The sequence below is a fragment of the Microbacterium tumbae genome, from assembly GCF_054780175.1.
This window is the reverse complement of record NZ_BAAGWV010000003.1, coordinates 362,813-379,597: the sequence shown is the minus strand read 5'-3', so window position 1 is coordinate 379,597 and position 16,785 is coordinate 362,813. Positions and strand designations below refer to the sequence as shown.

Annotated in this window: 15 protein-coding genes; 5 read left to right on the top strand and 10 right to left on the bottom strand. The window is 71.1% G+C overall.

Translation table 11 applies throughout. The features are described from left to right. Positions 1 to 12 precede the first annotated feature (12 nt). The gene (locus tag ACYVGQ_RS13555; RefSeq protein ID WP_460785175.1) at positions 13 to 1,047 is read right to left on the bottom strand and encodes an LD-carboxypeptidase; all 1,035 of its coding nucleotides are present in this window, start codon (positions 1,045 to 1,047) and stop codon (positions 13 to 15) included. A gap of 110 nt (positions 1,048 to 1,157) precedes the next feature. Here ACYVGQ_RS13555 and ACYVGQ_RS13550 point away from each other — a divergent pair, with 110 nt between their 5' ends. Both ACYVGQ_RS13550 and ACYVGQ_RS13545 read left to right on the top strand, forming a co-directional pair. Then, positions 1,158 to 1,364 (top strand): AsnC family protein, encoded by a 207-nt coding sequence (locus tag ACYVGQ_RS13550; protein WP_460785174.1) that lies wholly within the window; start codon positions 1,158 to 1,160, stop codon positions 1,362 to 1,364. Positions 1,365 to 1,390: 26 nt separating this feature from the next. Beyond that, the gene (locus ACYVGQ_RS13545) at positions 1,391 to 3,274 is read left to right on the top strand and encodes an ABC transporter ATP-binding protein (RefSeq protein ID WP_460785173.1); all 1,884 of its coding nucleotides are present in this window, start codon (positions 1,391 to 1,393) and stop codon (positions 3,272 to 3,274) included. A gap of 227 nt (positions 3,275 to 3,501) precedes the next feature. Here the strand turns inward: ACYVGQ_RS13545 and ACYVGQ_RS13540 are convergent, their stop codons facing one another. Beyond that, positions 3,502 to 5,364: a phosphoenolpyruvate carboxykinase (GTP) gene (locus ACYVGQ_RS13540; protein ID WP_460785172.1), complete on the bottom strand. Its 1,863-nt coding sequence runs from the start codon at positions 5,362 to 5,364 to the stop codon at positions 3,502 to 3,504. A 110-nt stretch (positions 5,365 to 5,474) separates the two neighbouring features. Between ACYVGQ_RS13540 and ACYVGQ_RS13535 the strand changes: the two genes are divergently transcribed. Continuing rightward, positions 5,475 to 6,935 carry a helix-turn-helix domain-containing protein gene (locus ACYVGQ_RS13535; protein ID WP_460785171.1) on the top strand — a complete coding sequence of 487 codons (1,461 nt, stop codon included), beginning with the start codon at positions 5,475 to 5,477 and terminating at the stop codon, positions 6,933 to 6,935. A gap of 9 nt (positions 6,936 to 6,944) precedes the next feature. After that, positions 6,945 to 7,595 carry an HAD-IA family hydrolase gene (locus ACYVGQ_RS13530; protein WP_460785170.1) on the top strand — a complete coding sequence of 217 codons (651 nt, stop codon included), beginning with the start codon at positions 6,945 to 6,947 and terminating at the stop codon, positions 7,593 to 7,595. Here the strand turns inward: ACYVGQ_RS13530 and ACYVGQ_RS13525 are convergent, their stop codons facing one another. From ACYVGQ_RS13525 to ACYVGQ_RS13515, 3 genes are read right to left on the bottom strand one after another with little or no spacing between them, the layout of a single operon-like run. Beyond that, a complete protein-coding gene (locus tag ACYVGQ_RS13525) occupies positions 7,596 to 8,654 on the bottom strand; it encodes a winged helix DNA-binding domain-containing protein (protein ID WP_460785169.1) in 1,059 nt (352 codons plus the stop codon). A 43-nt stretch (positions 8,655 to 8,697) separates the two neighbouring features. Beyond that, positions 8,698 to 9,636: an N-acetylmuramic acid 6-phosphate etherase gene (murQ, locus tag ACYVGQ_RS13520; RefSeq protein WP_460785168.1), complete on the bottom strand. Its 939-nt coding sequence runs from the start codon at positions 9,634 to 9,636 to the stop codon at positions 8,698 to 8,700. After that, entirely contained in the window at positions 9,626 to 10,531 is a 906-nt protein-coding gene (locus ACYVGQ_RS13515) for an N-acetylglucosamine kinase (RefSeq protein WP_460785167.1), read from the bottom strand. Before ACYVGQ_RS13515 ends, murQ begins: the two co-directional genes overlap by 11 nt. 114 nt (positions 10,532 to 10,645) lie before the next feature. Here ACYVGQ_RS13515 and ACYVGQ_RS13510 point away from each other — a divergent pair, with 114 nt between their 5' ends. After that, complete coding sequence (locus tag ACYVGQ_RS13510) at positions 10,646 to 11,503, top strand: MurR/RpiR family transcriptional regulator (protein WP_460785166.1); 858 nt, start codon at positions 10,646 to 10,648, stop codon at positions 11,501 to 11,503. Between the two features lie 16 nt (positions 11,504 to 11,519). Here ACYVGQ_RS13510 and ACYVGQ_RS13505 read toward each other — a convergent pair whose 3' ends face one another. Genes ACYVGQ_RS13505 through ACYVGQ_RS13485 form a run of 5 tightly spaced genes read right to left on the bottom strand, consistent with a single transcriptional unit; the run spans position 11,520 to position 16,642 of the window. Then, a complete protein-coding gene (locus tag ACYVGQ_RS13505; protein ID WP_460785165.1) occupies positions 11,520 to 12,659 on the bottom strand; it encodes a DUF998 domain-containing protein in 1,140 nt (379 codons plus the stop codon). A gap of 17 nt (positions 12,660 to 12,676) precedes the next feature. Continuing rightward, a complete protein-coding gene (locus ACYVGQ_RS13500) occupies positions 12,677 to 13,177 on the bottom strand; it encodes a phosphoribosyltransferase (RefSeq protein WP_460785164.1) in 501 nt (166 codons plus the stop codon). A gap of 26 nt (positions 13,178 to 13,203) precedes the next feature. Continuing rightward, positions 13,204 to 14,049 carry a transglutaminase family protein gene (locus ACYVGQ_RS13495; protein WP_460785163.1) on the bottom strand — a complete coding sequence of 282 codons (846 nt, stop codon included), beginning with the start codon at positions 14,047 to 14,049 and terminating at the stop codon, positions 13,204 to 13,206. Further along, complete coding sequence (locus tag ACYVGQ_RS13490; RefSeq protein ID WP_460785162.1) at positions 14,046 to 14,972, bottom strand: alpha-E domain-containing protein; 927 nt, start codon at positions 14,970 to 14,972, stop codon at positions 14,046 to 14,048. The genes ACYVGQ_RS13495 and ACYVGQ_RS13490 overlap by 4 nt, the downstream gene beginning before the upstream one ends. Continuing rightward, positions 14,966 to 16,642, bottom strand: coding sequence for a circularly permuted type 2 ATP-grasp protein (locus ACYVGQ_RS13485; RefSeq protein WP_460785161.1), 1,677 nt, complete (start codon positions 16,640 to 16,642; stop codon positions 14,966 to 14,968). The genes ACYVGQ_RS13490 and ACYVGQ_RS13485 overlap by 7 nt, the downstream gene beginning before the upstream one ends. Positions 16,643 to 16,785: the final 143 nt, after the last annotated feature.

Here is a 16,785-nt window from a genome sequence, read left to right as displayed (position 1 = left end):
ACCCTAGGCAGATCATCCGTAGAACGCGGTGACGGTCCTCGTCGCGCCGTCCACGACGATGCGGCCTCCGTAGGGGACGATCCACTGCGGGCGGGTGTGCCCGAAGGGCACGCCGATGCAGACGACGGCATCAGGGTTGTACCGTCTCACCGCGTCGAGCACGGCATCGCGCTGCGCGTCCCGCAGCGCCTGCGCCTCGTCCGGCGAGGGGTGGAAGGCGAAGTCGCTCACCGGAGGACGGGCGACGAGCACGCCGGCGACGGCGCCCAGGATGCCGCGCTCCCCCAGCCCGCGCAGCCACCGGGCGACCCAGCCTGCAGACGGCCGCTCCTCGCTCGTCTCGAGCAGGAGGATCGCGCCGTCCAGCGCCGCAGCGTCGGGCAGCCGATCGACCCAGGCGAGGCCGTCCAGGACTTCGAGGCAGCCGCCCCAGGTCCGCCCCTCGACCCGCTTCGCAGGCCCCGCCCAGCTCCACGGCCCGGTCGGCACCCTGTCGCCGTTCTCGGTCAGGGCATGGGGGTCCGTCCAGCGTCGACCGACGTCCTCCGACTCCCCCGGCTCCGTCAGCTCGAGGCTTCCGCGCTCGATCAGTGCCGCCCGCAGGGACGCCAGATGGATGCCGTCGATGCCCGGTCCCGGACCGAGATGCACAGCGGTCGACCCGCCGTAGTAGCCGGGGATGCCGAGGCTCCACAGCCAGTTGAGGATGTGGGTGTTGTCGCTGTATCCCAGGAAGGGCTTCGGATCGGCGAGCGCCGCGGCCGCATCGAGGTGCGGCACGACGAGCAGCTGATCGTCGCCGCCGATCGTCGCGAGGATCCCGCGGATCGAGGGGTCGGCGAAGGCGGCGTTCACATCGGCGGCCCTCGCCGCGGGACTCGCGCCCAGCATCCGCGTGGTCGGGTACTCCACAGGGATGAGCCCGGTCGCCTGGGTGAGGCGGCGCAGCGCCTGCTCGTGCAGCTCGGGAGCGACGGCGGGCGCGGCGAAGGCGGGCGAGAGGATCGCGACGTGGTCGCCGGGGACGAGCGGGGGCGTGGACGGCATCCGTCCAGTCTGCCAGCGGCGAACGATCGTCAACAAAGCTTGACGCCTGCTCTCCGTCAACATAGATTGACAAGTCAGTCAACATAGATTGACAAGCCAGGGAGGTATCCATGAGCATCCGCACCGCCATCGCCACCGATCCCGAGGGCGAGCCGATCGCCGAGCTGCACCGGCTCGCCGGCATCCGGGTCCAGATCGCGCGCGCCGAGGAGGCCCAGGTGCGCCGCGCGCGCATCGCCGGCCACTCCTGGCAGGCCATCGCCAGCGCACTCGGCGTGACGAAGCAGGCCGCCCACAGGAAGTACGGTCGTAGGTAACCCCTTTTCTCAGAACGAGGTCCCGCATGTCCCGCACGGCGCAGGAACGCCGCCGCGGACGCGGCGCGCCGCAGGATGGTCCGCGCGCCACGTTCCGCCAGCTCCTCCCCTTCCTCTTCGAGCACAAGCGCACGCTGATCATCGTCGCCGTGCTGAGCGTCCTCGGCGCCGCCACCTCGCTCGTCCAGCCGCTCCTGGTCGGCCAGGTGATCACGGCGGTGCAGACCGAGCAGTCGCTGGGGACCCTCGTGGGGCTGCTGGTCGGCTTCGTGATCGTCTCATCGGTCATCTCCGGCTACCAGCACTACCTGCTGCAGCGCACCGGCACCGCGGTCGTGCACTCCAGCCGCCGCAAGCTCATCGCGCGCATCCTGCACCTGCCGATCAGCGAGTTCGACGCGCGCCGCACCGGCGACCTCGTCTCCCGGGTCGGCACGGACACGACGCTCCTGTACGCCGTGCTCACCCAGGGCCTCGCCGACGCCGTCGGCAACGCGATCCTGTTCCTCGGCGCGCTGATCGCGATGCTCGTCATCGATCCCGTGCTCCTGCTCCTCATCGTGCTCGTGATCGGCGTCTCCGTCGTGGTGGTCGTGCTGCTGAGCGGTCGCATCCGCACGGCGTCGGCCGCCCAGCAGGTGAAGGTCGGCGAGCTCGCCTCCGGCGTCGAGCGGGCCGTCGGATCGATCCGCACGGTGCGCGCCTCCGGCGCGACCGAGCGCGAGACGGCGGCGGTCTCCGAGATCGCGACCGAGGCGTACGGGCTCGGAGTGAGGATCGCGAAGGTGTCCGCCCTCGTCGTGCCGATCGCCGGCATCGCCCTGCAGCTCTCGCTGCTCGTCGTGCTGGGCGTCGGCGGCTTCCGCGTCGCCGCAGGGGCGATCCCGATCGCCGCCCTGATCACCTTCGTCATGTTCCTCTTCATGCTCGTGATGCCGCTGGCCTCGACCTTCGGGGCGATCACCTCGGTGAACCAGGCGCTCGGCGCGCTCGGACGCATCCAGGAGGTGCTCGACCTGCCGCAGGAGGAGGATGCGGATGCCGAGACGTCGGCGTCGATCGACGAGGAGCCCGCCACAGCCGACTCCCCCGCGCTGTCGTTCCGCGATGTGCGCTTCCGCTACCCCGATGCGGTCGTCGCGGCGCGGGAGGCGGCGGCCACCGAAGCACGGGGCGTGCTCGTCGACGCGCATCTGGAGCGCGGCGAGGCTCCCGTGGCCGCCGGGTCGGAGGACGTCCTCCGCGGCGTCTCCTTCGATGTGCCGCGCGGGGCGCGCGTCGCCCTGGTCGGTCCCAGCGGCGCGGGCAAGAGCACGATCCTGGCGCTGATCGAGCGGTTCTACGACCCGACCGGCGGGTCGATCCGCCTCGACGGACACGACATCCGCACCTACCCGCGCACGGAGCTGCGCGGGCGGTTCGGCTACGTCGAGCAGGACGCGCCGACACTCGCGGGAACTCTGGCCGACAACCTCCGTCTGGCGTCGCCCACGGCATCCGATGACGAGTGCGAGCGCGTGCTGCGCGCCGTGAACCTCGGCGACGTGCTGGATCGCGGCCCGCTGGGGCTTCGGACCCCGGTCGGCGAGGACGGCGTGATGCTGTCCGGCGGCGAGCGTCAGAGGCTCGCGATCGCGAGAGCCCTGCTCACCGAGGCGCCGATCCTGCTGCTGGACGAGTCGACCTCGTCGCTGGACGGCGTGAACGAGCAGCGGATGCGCGAGGCGATCGACGCGGTCGCGACCGACCGCACCCTCGTGGTGATCGCGCATCGCCTCTCCACCGTCGTCGACAGCGATCTCATCGTGGTGCTGCAGGACGGCGTGGTCGCAGGGCTCGGCACGCACGCCGAGCTCGTCGAGTCCACGCCGCTGTACCGGGACCTCGCGCGTCACCAGCTGCTGGCCTGAGCGGGACGCCGGCGGTCTGCGCGCGGCAGGCGCCGGCAGCCGGCTCATGCCTCCGCGGCCCCACCGGGGACGCCTCTTCGAACACGAAGGCGGGATGCCGGGGACCACTCAGCCATGGGTTCGTCCCCGGCATCCCACCCTCGCGGGTCTTTCTCACGAGACTGCGACACCACGCCGAGACGCGGGCGATACGCCGCACGCTCGGCGTGGTGTCGCAGTCTCGGGGGCTACTTGCCGCCGAGGCGGTAGCGGAGCGACGCCAGCTCGGAGCGCAGCGCGGCGGGGAGCCTGTCCTCGAAGATGTCGAAGAACTCCTCGACGCCGTCCGCTTCGGCTCTCCAGGCCTCGGCGTCCACCCGGAACAGCTCCTCGAGATCCGCCTCCGTGACGTCCACGCCGTCGAGGTCGAGATCCTCCACCAGCGGCAGGCGGCCGATCGGGCTGTCGGCGGCCGCGACCTCACCGCCGATGCGACGGATGATCCAGTCCACGACCCGCGAGTTGTCTCCGAAGCCGGGCCACAGGAAGCGCCCGTCCTCGCCACGGCGGAACCAGTTCACCTGGAAGATGCGCGGGGCGCGATCGAAGCGCAGTCTGCGCCCGACGTCGAGCCAGTGCGCGAAGTAGTCGCCCATGTTGTAGCCGCAGAACGGGAGCATCGCGAAGGGGTCTCGGCGGAGCTCCCCGACCGTCCCCTCCGCGGCTGCCGTGCGCTCCGAGGAGATCGTCGCACCGAGGAACACGCCGTGCGCCCAGTCCGTGGCCTCGACGACCAGGGGCACGTTCGTCGCACGACGCCCGCCGAACAGGATGACGTCGAGCGGAACCGCCTCCTCCCAGTCGTCCGCGATCTGCGGGCACTGCGCCGCCGCGACCGTGAAGCGGGAGTTGGGATGCGCGGCGGGGCGGCCGGAGTCCGGCGTCCACGCGTTGCCCTCCCAGTCGAGGAGGTTCGCCGGCGGCGTGTCGGTGAGACCCTCCCACCAGACGTCGCCGTCCGGACGGAGCGCCACATTGGTGAAGATCGTGTTGCCCCACATCGTCTCGACGGCGGTGACGTTGGTCGACTCGCCGGTGCCCGGGGCGACGCCGAAGAACCCGGCCTCGGGGTTGATCGCCCAGAGACGGCCGTCCTCGCCGGGGCGGATCCAGGCGATGTCGTCGCCCAGGGTCTCGACCCGCCAGCCGGGGATCGTCGGACGCAGCATCGCGAGGTTCGTCTTCCCGCAGGCGGAGGGGAAGGCCGCGGCCACATGGTAGGCGCATCCCGCCGGGTCGATCACCTTGATGAGGAGCATGTGCTCGGCGAGCCAGCCCTCGTCACGGGCGATCACGGAGGCGATGCGCAGCGCGAAGCACTTCTTCGCGAGGATCGCGTTGCCGCCGTAGCCCGACCCGTAGGAGTAGACCTCGAGCGTGTCGGGGAAGTGCACGATGTACTTGTCGTCGTTGCACGGCCACGCGACGTCCTGCTCCCCCTCCGCGAGCGGAGCGCCGACGGAGTGCACCGTCCTGACCCACGGGGCGCCTTCGGCGATCAGCCGCGTGACGGCGTCGCCGACGCGGGTCATGATCCCGATGGATGCCACGGCGTAGGCGCTGTCCGTGATCTGCACGCCGATGTGCGAGAGCGGCCCGCCGACGGCGCCCATCGAGAAGGGCACGACGTACATCGTCCGCCCTCGCATGGATCCGGCGAAGAGGACATCCAGCTTGGTGCGCATGGCACCGGGTTCGGCCCAGTTGTTCGTCGGCCCCGCGTCGGACTCCTCCTCGGAGGCGATGAAGGTGCGCCCCTCGGTGCGGGCGACGTCGCTCGGGTGCGAACGGGCGAGGTAGGAGCCGGGCCGCCATTCGGGATTGAGCTTGATGAGCTTGCCCTCGGCGACCAGCCCGCGAAGCAGCGCGTCGTTCTCCGCACGCGAGCCGTCCACCCAGTGCACGGCGTCGGGCCGGGTCAGCTGGGCGACCTCGTCCACCCAGGCGCGCAGGTCCGCCATCGCAGGCGTGTCATGGTCCGGAGCCGCGCCCGGGGTCCGCACCGGCGCCGCGGAAGCGGATCGAGGTGTGAGGATCTCTGCCATGGCCATGACTGCTCCTTCGAAGAAGTGGATTGATATGACCATTCTCAGCAGCAAAGCGCCCTCCTTTCCGTCGCATTCTTCTTTAAAAATGTGGGTTCTTTCGATATATTCAAGGAATGAGCGGCTCCGGAATCCATCTGACGACCCTCGGCCACCGCATCCGCCACCATCGGACCGCGCACGGGCTCACGCTCGACGAGCTCGGGGCGCAGGTCGGAGTCGCAGGCTCCCAGCTGAGCCTCATCGAGAACGGCAAGCGCGAGCCGAAGCTGTCGCTGCTGCAGGCGATCGCGCAGGCGACCGGCACCCAGGTCGCCGATCTCATCTCCGGCGAGCCGCCGAACCGGAGGGCGGCACTGGAGATCGAGCTGGAGAGGGCGCAGGAGAGTCCGGTCTTCCGTCAGCTCGGCGTCGATCCCGTGCGCGTGACCAAGGGGATGTCCGACGAGACGATCGAGTCGATCCTGGGACTGCATCGCGAGCTCCAGCGCCGGGAGCGCGAGGCCATCGCCACCCCCGAGGAGGCCCGTCGTGCGAACACGGAGCTGCGCCTGCGCATGCGCGCGCAGAACAACTACATCGGCGACATCGAGAAGCTCGCCGAGAAGCAGCTCAAGGCCGCGGGGCACGTCGCCGGCGCCCTCACGCACCGCACGGTGAGCATCATGGCCGAGAAGCTGGGCTTCGAGCTCATCTACGTCAACGACCTGCCGCACTCGACCCGCTCGGTGACGGACCTCGAGAACAGCCGGATCTACCTGCCCCCCGCCTCGATCCCCGGCGGACACGGGCTGCGATCCATGGCGCTGCAGGCGATGGCCCACCGGCTGCTGGGGCACGCTCCCCCGACCGACTACGCCGACTTCCTGCAGCAGCGCCTGGAGATCAACTACTTCGCGGCCTGCTGCCTGGTCCCCGAGACCGCGGGCGTCGCCTTCCTCCAGCAGGCCAAGAAGGATCGCAACCTCGCGGTGGAGGACTTCCGCGACGCCTTCGGCGTCACCCACGAGGCGGCGGGGATGCGGATGACGAACCTCATGACCGAGCATCTCGGGATGCGGCTGCACTTCCTGCGCGTGGACGAGACCGGAGCCGTGACCCGAGTGTACGAGAACGACGACCTGCCGCTGCCCATGGACGTCACGGGCAGCGTGGAGGGTCAGCGGGTGTGCCGGAAGTTCCAGGCGCGCGCGGCGTTCGGCGAGCAGAACCGCACGACCGAGCGCCATCAGTACACCGACACGCCTTCCGGAACGTTCTGGTGCTCGACGCAGACGGGCACGTCGTCGGACGGCGAGTTCTCCATCACCGTCGGGGTCCCGTTCGACGACGCCCGTTGGTGGCGAGGGCGCGAGACCCCGGACCGCGCGGTGTCCACCTGCCCGGACGAGGCCTGCTGCCGCCGCGCGCCGGCGGATGTCGCGGAGCGCTGGAGCGGCAAGGCGTGGCCGAGCGCCAGGGTGCACACGCACATGTTCTCCCCGCTGCCGCGCGGCGCCTTCCCCGGGGTCGACGACAACGAGGTGTACGACTTCCTGGCCAGGCACGCGCGGAGCGAGGCGGGCGATCGGCTCTAGGCTGGCAGGGTGACCGTCACTCTGCACGCCCGCGCCGCCCTGCTCGACATGGACGGCACCCTCGTCGACTCCACCGCCGTCGTGGAGAGGCTGTGGCTGCAGTGGGCGCAGCCGCACGGACTCGACCCCTCGAGGGTGCTGCGCACGATCCACGGCAGGCAGGGGCATCAGAGCATGGCCCTCCTGCTGCCCGACCGCGACCACGCCGTCAACCTCCTCGAGAACGAGGAGATGCTCCGGCGGGAGAGCGAGGACGTCGGCGGCGTCGTCGAGGTGCCCGGCGCCGGCGCCTTCCTGCGCGCTCTCGCGCCGTTCCCGCATGCGATCGTCACGTCCGCGGACGTCCGGCTGATGACCGCGAGGATGGGCGCCGCCGGCCTCGGGCTCCCGACGATCACGGTGACGGCCGAGAGCGTGAGCCGCAGCAAGCCCGACCCGGAGGGCTTCCTCCTCGCCGCCGCCGAGCTCGGCGTCGATCCGGCCGCATGCATCGTGTTCGAGGACTCGGCCGCAGGCATCCGCGCCGGTCTCGACGCCGGGATGACGGTGATCGGCGTCGGCGCCCACGCCCCCGGGTTCGCCCCCACCCACCACGTCGACGACCTCACCGCCGTGCGGATCTCCGGCGCGGACGAGGGATTCACGGTCGCGTTCGGCTGATCACCCCGCGACGAAGGCGGCGTAGCGCGCGAGTGCGGCTGAGACGTGCTCCTCGGCGACGTCGTCGAAGAGCTCGACGTCCGGATGCTCGGTGTGACGCCCGAGCGCCGTGGACGTCCGCCACGCGCCGACGACCTGCCCTCCGGCGAGCAGGATCGGCCGCACCATGCCGTTCCTGCCGGGGCCGATGACGGCGAGGCGCTCCGGTGCGCCGGCGACGGAGCGATCGACGTAGGAGATGTAGTACTCCTCGAAGGACGCCAGTGCGAGCACCTGCGGCACCGGCGAGCGCCGCGGTCCCCGCACCGCCCGGAACAGCCCGTCCGCGATCTCCGTGACGCGCGCTGTGGCGCGCTCCGCCGCCTCCCTGCACGTCGAGAGGGTCAGTCCCGACCACCAGGCGAAGTCCACGACGCTCGCAGGGCCGTGCCCCTCGATGTACCGCACGAAGAGCTCCGCGGCGGGATCGGCGGGATCGGCGGACTCCTCGACGTGCTCCTCGACGAGCACGAAGAGCTGCTCGCGACTCACCCCGCCCTGTCGCACGACCACCGGCCCCTGGCAGACGATCCCGCGCAGCGCCAGGTTCTGGATCGCGTGCACGCCGCGCTGGCCGGCGGGATCGATGCCGGCGCCGAGCAGGACGGCGAAGAGCTCCGCCCTGGAGAGCCCGTTCCCCCCGCGCAGGGCGGCGCGGATGCTGCGTTCGACGAGCGCCAGGACCTCGCCGTCCAGGCCGAGCTCACGGTAGCGCGGGGCCGCCGCGCGGAGCTGTCTCTCTCCTGTGACACGCAGCATCCATGCGAGATCTCGTGCGGGGACGATGTGCAGCGTTCCGCGCTGGGTCCAGGCGCGCACCAGCTCTCCGCTGTCGAACAGCGCATCCGCCTGGCGGATCGTCGGCTCGCGCCGCGTCCGCGAGGCGAGCGCCCATCTGCCGCCCCAGAACTCCTGGCTCTGCACTGCGAGCATGTGGGAGGCGGCCTCCGCGATCGTCGCCGCCGGTGCGGTCAGGCGATGCGAGCGGAGCCGTTCGGCGCGGAGCGCGTCGGGTGTCATGCGACCATCATGCCGTGCGGCGCCGACACGGCCGGCGCCGGTCTCAGCGGGAGGCGAGCGCGGCGATCGCCTCCCGGAGGAGTCCGCCTGCGTCCTCGAGCGCACGCGCGGCGACCGCGGCATCCGCCCCGGTGGACAGCATGAGCAGCGCGAGCTTCACGGACCCGCCCGCGGCGGCGAGCGCGGCCGACGCCTCCGCCGCGCTCGCACCGGCGAGCTGCGACACGGTGCGGACGCTGCGCGCCCTGAGCTTCTCATTCGTCGCGAGCAGGTCCACCATCACCCCGCGATAGGTCTTGCCCAGCTTGATCATCGACAGCGTGGTGAGCATGTTGACGATGAGCTTCTGCGCCGTGCCCGACTTCAGCCGGGTGGATCCCGAGATGAACTCCGGGCCGGTGACGACCTCGATGGCGATGTCCGCGGCCGCACCGGTGGCGGAGCCGCTGTTGGAGGCGATCGCGACCGTGAGCGCGCCGATCTCCCCCGCATGCAGGAGCCCGCTGACGACGTACGGCGTGCGCCCGGACGCGGAGATCCCGACGACCGTGTCGTCCGGGGAGAGGGAGAGCGCTTCGAGGTCGGCGATCGCGGCGTCCTCGTCGTCCTCGGCGTTCTCGACCGCCGAGCGGATCGCCTGCTCGCCCCCCGCGATCACGCCGACGACCATGGACGGATCGGTGCCGAAGGTCGGCGGGCACTCGCTCGCGTCCAGCACGCCGACACGCCCCGCGGTCCCGGCCCCCATGTAGATGAGCCGCCCGCCGCGGCGGAAACGCTCCGTGATGCCGTCGACGGCCGAGGCGATCTGCTCCGCCCGGCCGGCGATGGCATCGGGGACGGTGCGGTCCTCGGCGTTCATGTCGCGCACCAGCTCTATCGTGCTCAGCAGGTCGAGATCGCCGCGCTCGGAGGTCTGAGCCTCGGTGGTCAGCTCGGCGAGCTCCGAGAGCAGCTCGGTCAGACGGGAGTCATCCAGCACGGTGCAGATACCTTTCGTGGGGAAGGTCGGTCCTTGTCGCCAGGAGCAGCGCACCGGCGACGGCATCGCCGCCTGCGGTCGCCACGGTGCATCCGCGCGCGAGGAGCTCGTCCGCCAGGAGCGCGCGGAACCAGGGGTGGTTCGTGAGGCCGCCGTGCAGCACGACGTCCGACGCTCCGTCCGCCGCGGCGACCGCGGTCGCCGTCAGCAGCCGGACGGCGTCCGCCGCGATCTCCGCGGCGACCGCGTCGCCGCCTGCCGCGGCATCGAGGACGTCCGGGGCGAACGCCGCGAGCCGGCGGGCGATCGGCTCGTCGCCTGCGAGCCACGCGTGCACGTCATCGGCCGGGCCGATCCTGCGGAGCGCGGTCTCGGTCAGCACGGTGGCCGGGCCGAGTCCCGAGCGCTGGCGCAGCGTCGCGCGCATGCCTTCGCGTCCCAGCCACGATCCGCTTCCCAGATCGCCGAGCTCGGGCCCCCACCCGTCGACGAGACGCGCGCCGCGCGCGTCGATGCCGAGCGCCGCAGCGCCCGTGCCGGCGATGAGCAGCACGCCCGGCGCTCCGACGAGGGCTCCTGCGTGGGCTGTGACGACGTCCGAGGCGACCACGGCCGGCGCTCCGACCTGCACGGCGAGCTCCCTCGCCAGGCGCTCCGCGGCGGCGGGAGCGGCCCATGCCCCTGCGGCGCCGACGGCGATCCCCTCGACCGCGCCTCCCGCCTCCCGGAGAAGGGGGAGAACGGCGGCGAGCGCCGTCTCGACGCCGTCGGATGTCGCCAGGCCAGGGGATCCGGCACCGTCCGCACGGCGCCGATCCGTGCCGTCCGTGATCACGAGACGGCACTGCGTCTTGCCGAGATCGACACCGGCGATCCGCTGTCCGGTCGACATCATCACCTCGTTTTACGAAAAGAGTATGCAGGGAGCGTCATACTGATAAAAAGAATTTACCAGCATCGGATCGCCGTTGCGCGACATACTGAGATTCCCAGACACGGAGGAGACCCGATGAGCATTCAGGCGACCATCGAAGCGGCGGCGTCCGGCCTTCCCCCTTCGCTCGCCCGGATCGCCGCCGTGGTCCGCGAGAACCCGTCGATCGTCGTCGACAAGACGATCAACGAGCTCGCCGACGAATGCCGCACCTCGGTCGCATCCGTGGTGCGGTTCTGCCGCGCCATCGGATTCAACGGCTATGCCGCGCTGCGGATGTCGCTGGCCACCGAGCTCGGCAAGGAGGCCGCGCAGTTCTCCGGACGCGGCGCCTTCGGCTCCGAGATCTCCGACGAGGACACGCTCGCCGAGGCCGTGTCGAAGCTCGCGGCCCTCGAGCTGCTCGCGATCGAGGAGACCGTGGCGCAGATCGACCTGACCGTGCTCGAGGCGGCCATCGATGCGATCGACGCCGCCGACCGCATCCTGCTCTTCGGCATCGGCGCGAGCCAGTTCGTCGCGGAGGACCTCGCGCACAAGCTTCTCAGGGTGGGCAGGAACGCCCATGTCCCCGCCGACTCGCACGAGGCCATGGCCGCCACCGTGCTGCGACCGGCCCCGACCGTGGCCATCGGCTTCTCCCATGCCGGCTCCACGGCCGAGACCGTGCGATTCCTCCGCAGCGCGGCGCAGAACGGCGCCGCCACCATCGCCGTGACGTCGGCCAAGGACTCCCCGCTGGCGCTGGCCGCCGACTACGCGCTGTTCACCCAGGTGCGCGAGTCCACCTTCCGCGCCGGGGCGATGGTCAGCAGGATCGCGCAGCTCGCCCTCGTGGACTGCCTGTTCGTCGGCGCCGCGAAACGCCGTTACGCCGAGACGGTGGAAGCGCTGCGCGTCACCCGCGAGGCCACGCGCGTCCTGAGGGACTGATCGCTGTCGCCGTCGTTCAGGATGCCACGGAGCGATCGACCGCGGGCGAGGCGCCGGCCCCTTCCGCCTCCCGCGAGGATCCCGCCGCCGAGCCGGCGGTGCGCAGGAACACGATGATCCAGCTGAAGATCAGGATCGCGGCGATCAGCTCGACGGCCGTGAGGTTGTAGTAGCCGACGGCGAAGAGCACCGCGAGCAGCGCGATCACGAGCACGTACGCCCAGCCGAACACGACGAAGACACGAGGGATACCGGCCAGGAACCAGGGCAGTCCGACCACGACGACGGCGAAGACGACGGCCATCCCTGTGGCGACCGTGTTGTGCACGAGGAAGAACTCGTCCACGGGGAAGACGCCGACCAGGGCCAGGAAGATCCCCATCAGGATCAGCCCGCTGCGCACGACGGCGCGACCGCGGCGCGCGGCGGGGTCCGCGACGGGGAGCCCCGCCGTCGCGTACCGCGAGATCGTCGTCACCATGACACCCGCGATGATGAGCGTGATGTTGAAGGCGAACGAGGAGTGATTCGTGCTCATGCCCAGCGCGGAGAGGTTGTCCTTCCACCAGCTCGGATCGCTCGAGGCGAGCATGGCGGCGAACGCGCCGACCACGAGGAACACGGCGAGCACGAGGGACAGCACGAGCGGGGTGAGGGCGACGGCGCTGAGGAAGCAGACGTAGGCCGTGAGCGCGAAGGCGACACTGACCAGGACCGCGCCGGGAAAGGCGAAGACGGGCGCGCCGATGAAGCTCCGCTCCAGGAGCTCGGCGATGCCGATCCACCCGAGGCAGGCGATCGCGGCGTGCGCGAAGGCGATCGCGGTGAGGTCGTACCAGCGCAGCCGATCTCCGGGGACGCTGAAGCCGTCGCGGACGCCGTCCTCCGAGACCTCCGCAGGGCGCGCCGCGTACCGTCCCATCCCGAACGACAGCGCGGCCGCGACCGCGCCGCCGTAGGCGGCGAACACGCCGATCGAGCCCGACCCGCTGATGGCGAGCTCATGGCCCCAGAACACCGGGAGCGCGATCACGAAGCCCACGACGAGGAACAGCGCGCCCACGAGAAGCGCGGTGGCCTCGAACACGGCATCCGAGGCGTCCGGGCCCCTCAGCTGTCGCAGCACGCGCCTCACCCGGCCGCTCAAAGCCCGCATGCGCCCCCGCCCTGCGCTCACGCCGAGGCCGGCAGGCTCCGGTCCTCCTCCAGGACCGTGCCCCGGAAGGACCACGGGAAGTCGATCCACAGATCGGTGTCCTTCCAGGCGTAGTCGGGCCGGATGATCGTCGAGGGCTTCGTGTAGATCGTGACGGAGCGGACGTCGGCGCCCTTGTCCTCCAGCAGCTGCACCGCGAGGGCGAGCGTGCGGCCGGAGTCGGCGACGTCGTCGACGAGCAGCACACGGCGACCGTCGAGGTAGGCCATGTCGAGCTCGGGAGGCAGCACCTCCGGCGCGTCGAGCACCGTGCCGATGCCGGTGTAGAACTCCACGTTGATCGCTCCGCAGTTCTTGGCGCCGAGGCCGTAGGCGATGGCTCCGGCGGGCAGCAGGCCGCCACGGGCGATCGCGACGACGACCTCGGGCTCGAAGCCGCCGGCCAGGATGCTGCGCGCGAGGTCCCTCGTCGCCGCGCCGAAGCCCTCCCAGGTCAGCGTCTCGCGTTCTTCGGTCACAGCAGTCTCCCTCGTGCTCAGAGGACTCACTCTAGCCGCGTGAGCTCCACCGATACGAAGAGCTCGGAGCCGCTCGGCCCCGCGTACACGCCGCGCAGCGGCGCCACGTCGCCGTAGTCGCGGCCGTGTCCGATGTACACGTGCGACTCGCCGATCTCGACGAGGTTCGTCGGATCGTAGCCGCGCCACTGGCCGGCGTACCACTCCACCCACGCGTGCGACTCCCCGACCACCGCCTGTCCGACGGCCGCAGAGGGGTCGGGATGCAGGTAGCCGGACACATACCGGGCGGGGATGCCCGCCGCCCTCAGCACGCCGAGCGCGATGTGCGCGATGTCCTGGCAGACACCGGACTTCGTCGGCCAGGCATCGCGGGCCGTGGAGTTCACGCCGGTGGCGCCGGGGCGGTACTCCATGTCCTTCCCGATCGTGCGGCAGATCTCCCGTGCGGTGATGTCGACGGAGGCGCAGGCCTGGCGCATCCGCCCCGCCATGCGGAGCATGTCGTCGTCCGGCTCGGTCGCCGGCGTCTGCTCGAGGCACTCGGCGAGCTCCAGGGAGGTGGGGATGCTCGCCGCGAGCTCGTCCCAGCCGTAGTCGAGCTCACGGGGAGCCGCCGGACGCACGTCCACGACGCTCGTCGCCGTCACGACGAGCTCCTGATGCGGGGTCAGCACCTCGAAGGTGGACACCCTCGTGTCCCAGTAGTCGGCATAGGAGTGCTGTGCGGCGGTGGGCGAGATCTCCAGGGACGCCTGCAGGACGAACTGCCCGTCCCGGGAGTGCGGGAGCATCCGCGCCTCGTTGTACGACGCGGTCGCCGGCGCGTCGTAGCTGAATCCCGTGCGGTGCACGATCCTGAGCCTCGTCACAGCGCCTCCCCGATCCACACCGGCATCGAGATCGACGGGAAGTATCGCTCCCTGATCGCATCGCTCGCCATCGAGACGCCCACCTGGACCTCCTCCATGCTCTCCGACAGATTGCGCACGATGTCGCCGATCGGCCGGTACTCCAGCTCCGAGCGGAGCCGGCCGAGCACGCGCTGCGCACGGTCGACGGTTCCGAACGCGACGGCGGGATCGATGCCGCGCAGGCACTCCTCGGCGCGCAGGATGCTGGAGAGCACCGATCGGGGGAAGAGCCGGTCGACGAGCAGGAACTCCACCGCGGACGCCGCGGTGGGGACCGCGCGATGGCTGCGCAGGTGCGCCTCATAGGCGCCGCAGCTGCGCAGCAGGGTCGTCCAGCTCGGGCCGCCCGCCTCCGTCAGCGAACGCGTGGCGAGCAGCCGCGCCGTCATGTCCGCCCGCTCGATCGCCCTGCCCAGCGAGAAGAAGTGCCATGCCTCGTCGCGGCTGGTGGACGAGTCGACCACCCCGAAGGCGAGCGCCGAGCGGTCACGGACCCAGCGGAAGAAGGAATGGGTGCGATCGGAGGCGATGCGCCGCGGCATCCGCGCGTTCGTCTCGTTCAGGGTCTCCCAGAGATCGGTGGAGATGATCTCCCGCGCGCGGCGGGCGTTCTCCCTGGCCGAGGCGATCGAATGGGCGATGGATGCCGCGTGCTCGCGGTCCAGCGCCAGCATCCCCACGACGTCGTCGCGCCCGAGCTCCCTGCCGTCCTCGACCGACGTCCCCATGACGCTCAGCAGCGCACGGCACGCGGTGTCCTCGTCGACCCATGGATCCTCGAGGAGGAGCTGCAGGTGCACATCCAGGATGCGCGCCGTGCCGTCGCCGCGCTCCACGTAGCGGCCGATCCAGAACAGCGCCTCGGCGATGCGGCTCAGCACGGCGCCACCCCCTGCTGCTGTTGCTGCTGCTGCTGTTGCTGGTGATGACGGACCTCGACGTCCTCGTCCTGCGGCGAGGAGAGGAACGGCGTGTGCGGCTCCCCGCGCGCAGGGGCGATCGTCGTGATGGCGCCGGTGGCGAGCGAGACCTCGTCGGATGCGGGATCCGCGCCCGCGACCACCTGATTCGGCCTCGTCACGGGGATCGAGGAGTCGATCACCCAGGTGTCCTTCGATCCGCCGCCCTGGCTGGAGTTCACGACGAGCTGCCCCTCGGGCAGCGCCACCCTCGTCAGCCCGCCGGGAAGGACCCAGACGTCGTTGCCGTTGTTCACCGCGAAGGGGCGCAGATCCGCGTGCCGCGGCCGGAAGCCGTCGTCCACGAGGGTCGGGATCGTGGACAGCTGCACGACCGGCTGCGCGATCCAGCCGCGCGGGTCGGCGAGCAGGGAGCGGCGGAGCTCTGCGAGCGTCTTCTTCGACGCGTCGGGGCCGACGACGAGCCCTTTGCCGCCGGAGCCGTCCACGGGCTTCACGACGAGCTCGTCCAGCCGGTCGAGCACCTCCTCCAGCGCCGCGGGCTCCTCCAGCCGCCAGGTGTCCACGTTCGGGAGGATCGGCTCCTCGCCCAGGTAGTACCGGATGAGGTCGGGCACGTAGGTGTACACGAGCTTGTCGTCTGCGACGCCGTTGCCGACCGCGTTCGCGATCGTGACGTTGCCCAGCCGCGCGGCGAGCATGAGCCCTGGAGCGCCGAGCACCGAGTCGGGACGGAAGTGCTGCGGATCGAGGAACTCGTCGTCCACCCGCCGGTAGATGACATCGACACGGGTCGGGCCGGCCGTGGTGCGCATCCAGACCCGGCCTCCGGAGCAGAACAGGTCGCGCCCTTCGACGAGCTCGACGCCCATCATCCGCGCGAGCAGGGTGTGCTCGTAGTAGGCCGAGTTGTAGACGCCCGGTGTGAGGACCACGACGTTCGGATCCTCGATCCCGGCGGGCGCAGCGGCGCGGAGCGCCTGGAGGAGACGCCCAGGATAGTCGACCACCGGCCGGACCCGCAGGCTCGTGAAGAGCTCGGGCAGGGTCTGCGCCATCACCTGACGGTTGGCGAGCACATAGCTGACGCCGCTCGGCACGCGCACGTTGTCCTCGAGAACCCGCCAGGCGCCGGCCTCGTCCCTGATGACGTCGATGCCCGCGACGTGGATGCGCACGCCGTTCGCCCCGACGATGCCGGCTGCCGCCCGGTGGAAATGCGTGGACGAGCTGATCAGCGCGGCGGGGATGACGCCGTCGTGCACCGCGCGCCGCGGACCGTAGACATCGGTGAGGAACGCCTCCAGCGCCCTCACCCGCTGCGCCACGCCGGACTGCACGTACGACCAGTCGTCGGCCGCGATCACCCGCGGGACGACGTCGAGGGGGAAGGGGCGCTCCTCGCCGGCGAAGTCGAACGTGACGCCCTGGGCGAGGTAGGAGCTCGCCAGCGCCTCCGTCCTCGCGCGCAGCTCCGCGTCGTCCATGCCCGCGAGGGCCGGATACATCTCCCGATACGGACCGCGCACCTCGGCACCACCAGGGACCGCGCCGGCCGGGAACATCTCGTCCCACGGGGCGGCTCCCCTGCGGATCCGCCCCGCGGCGTATCCGTTGAACAGCGACTCCATGAAGGCATGCTTCCGCGCCACCGTTTCGCGGATGTTACGGGGTCGCGACGGGACGGAGACGGGATATGATCGCCCTGTCCGGCATCCGTGCCGGTGCCCGAAAAAGGGGCACGAAGCCCGCGGCGGCGGCGCCCGCGCGAGAC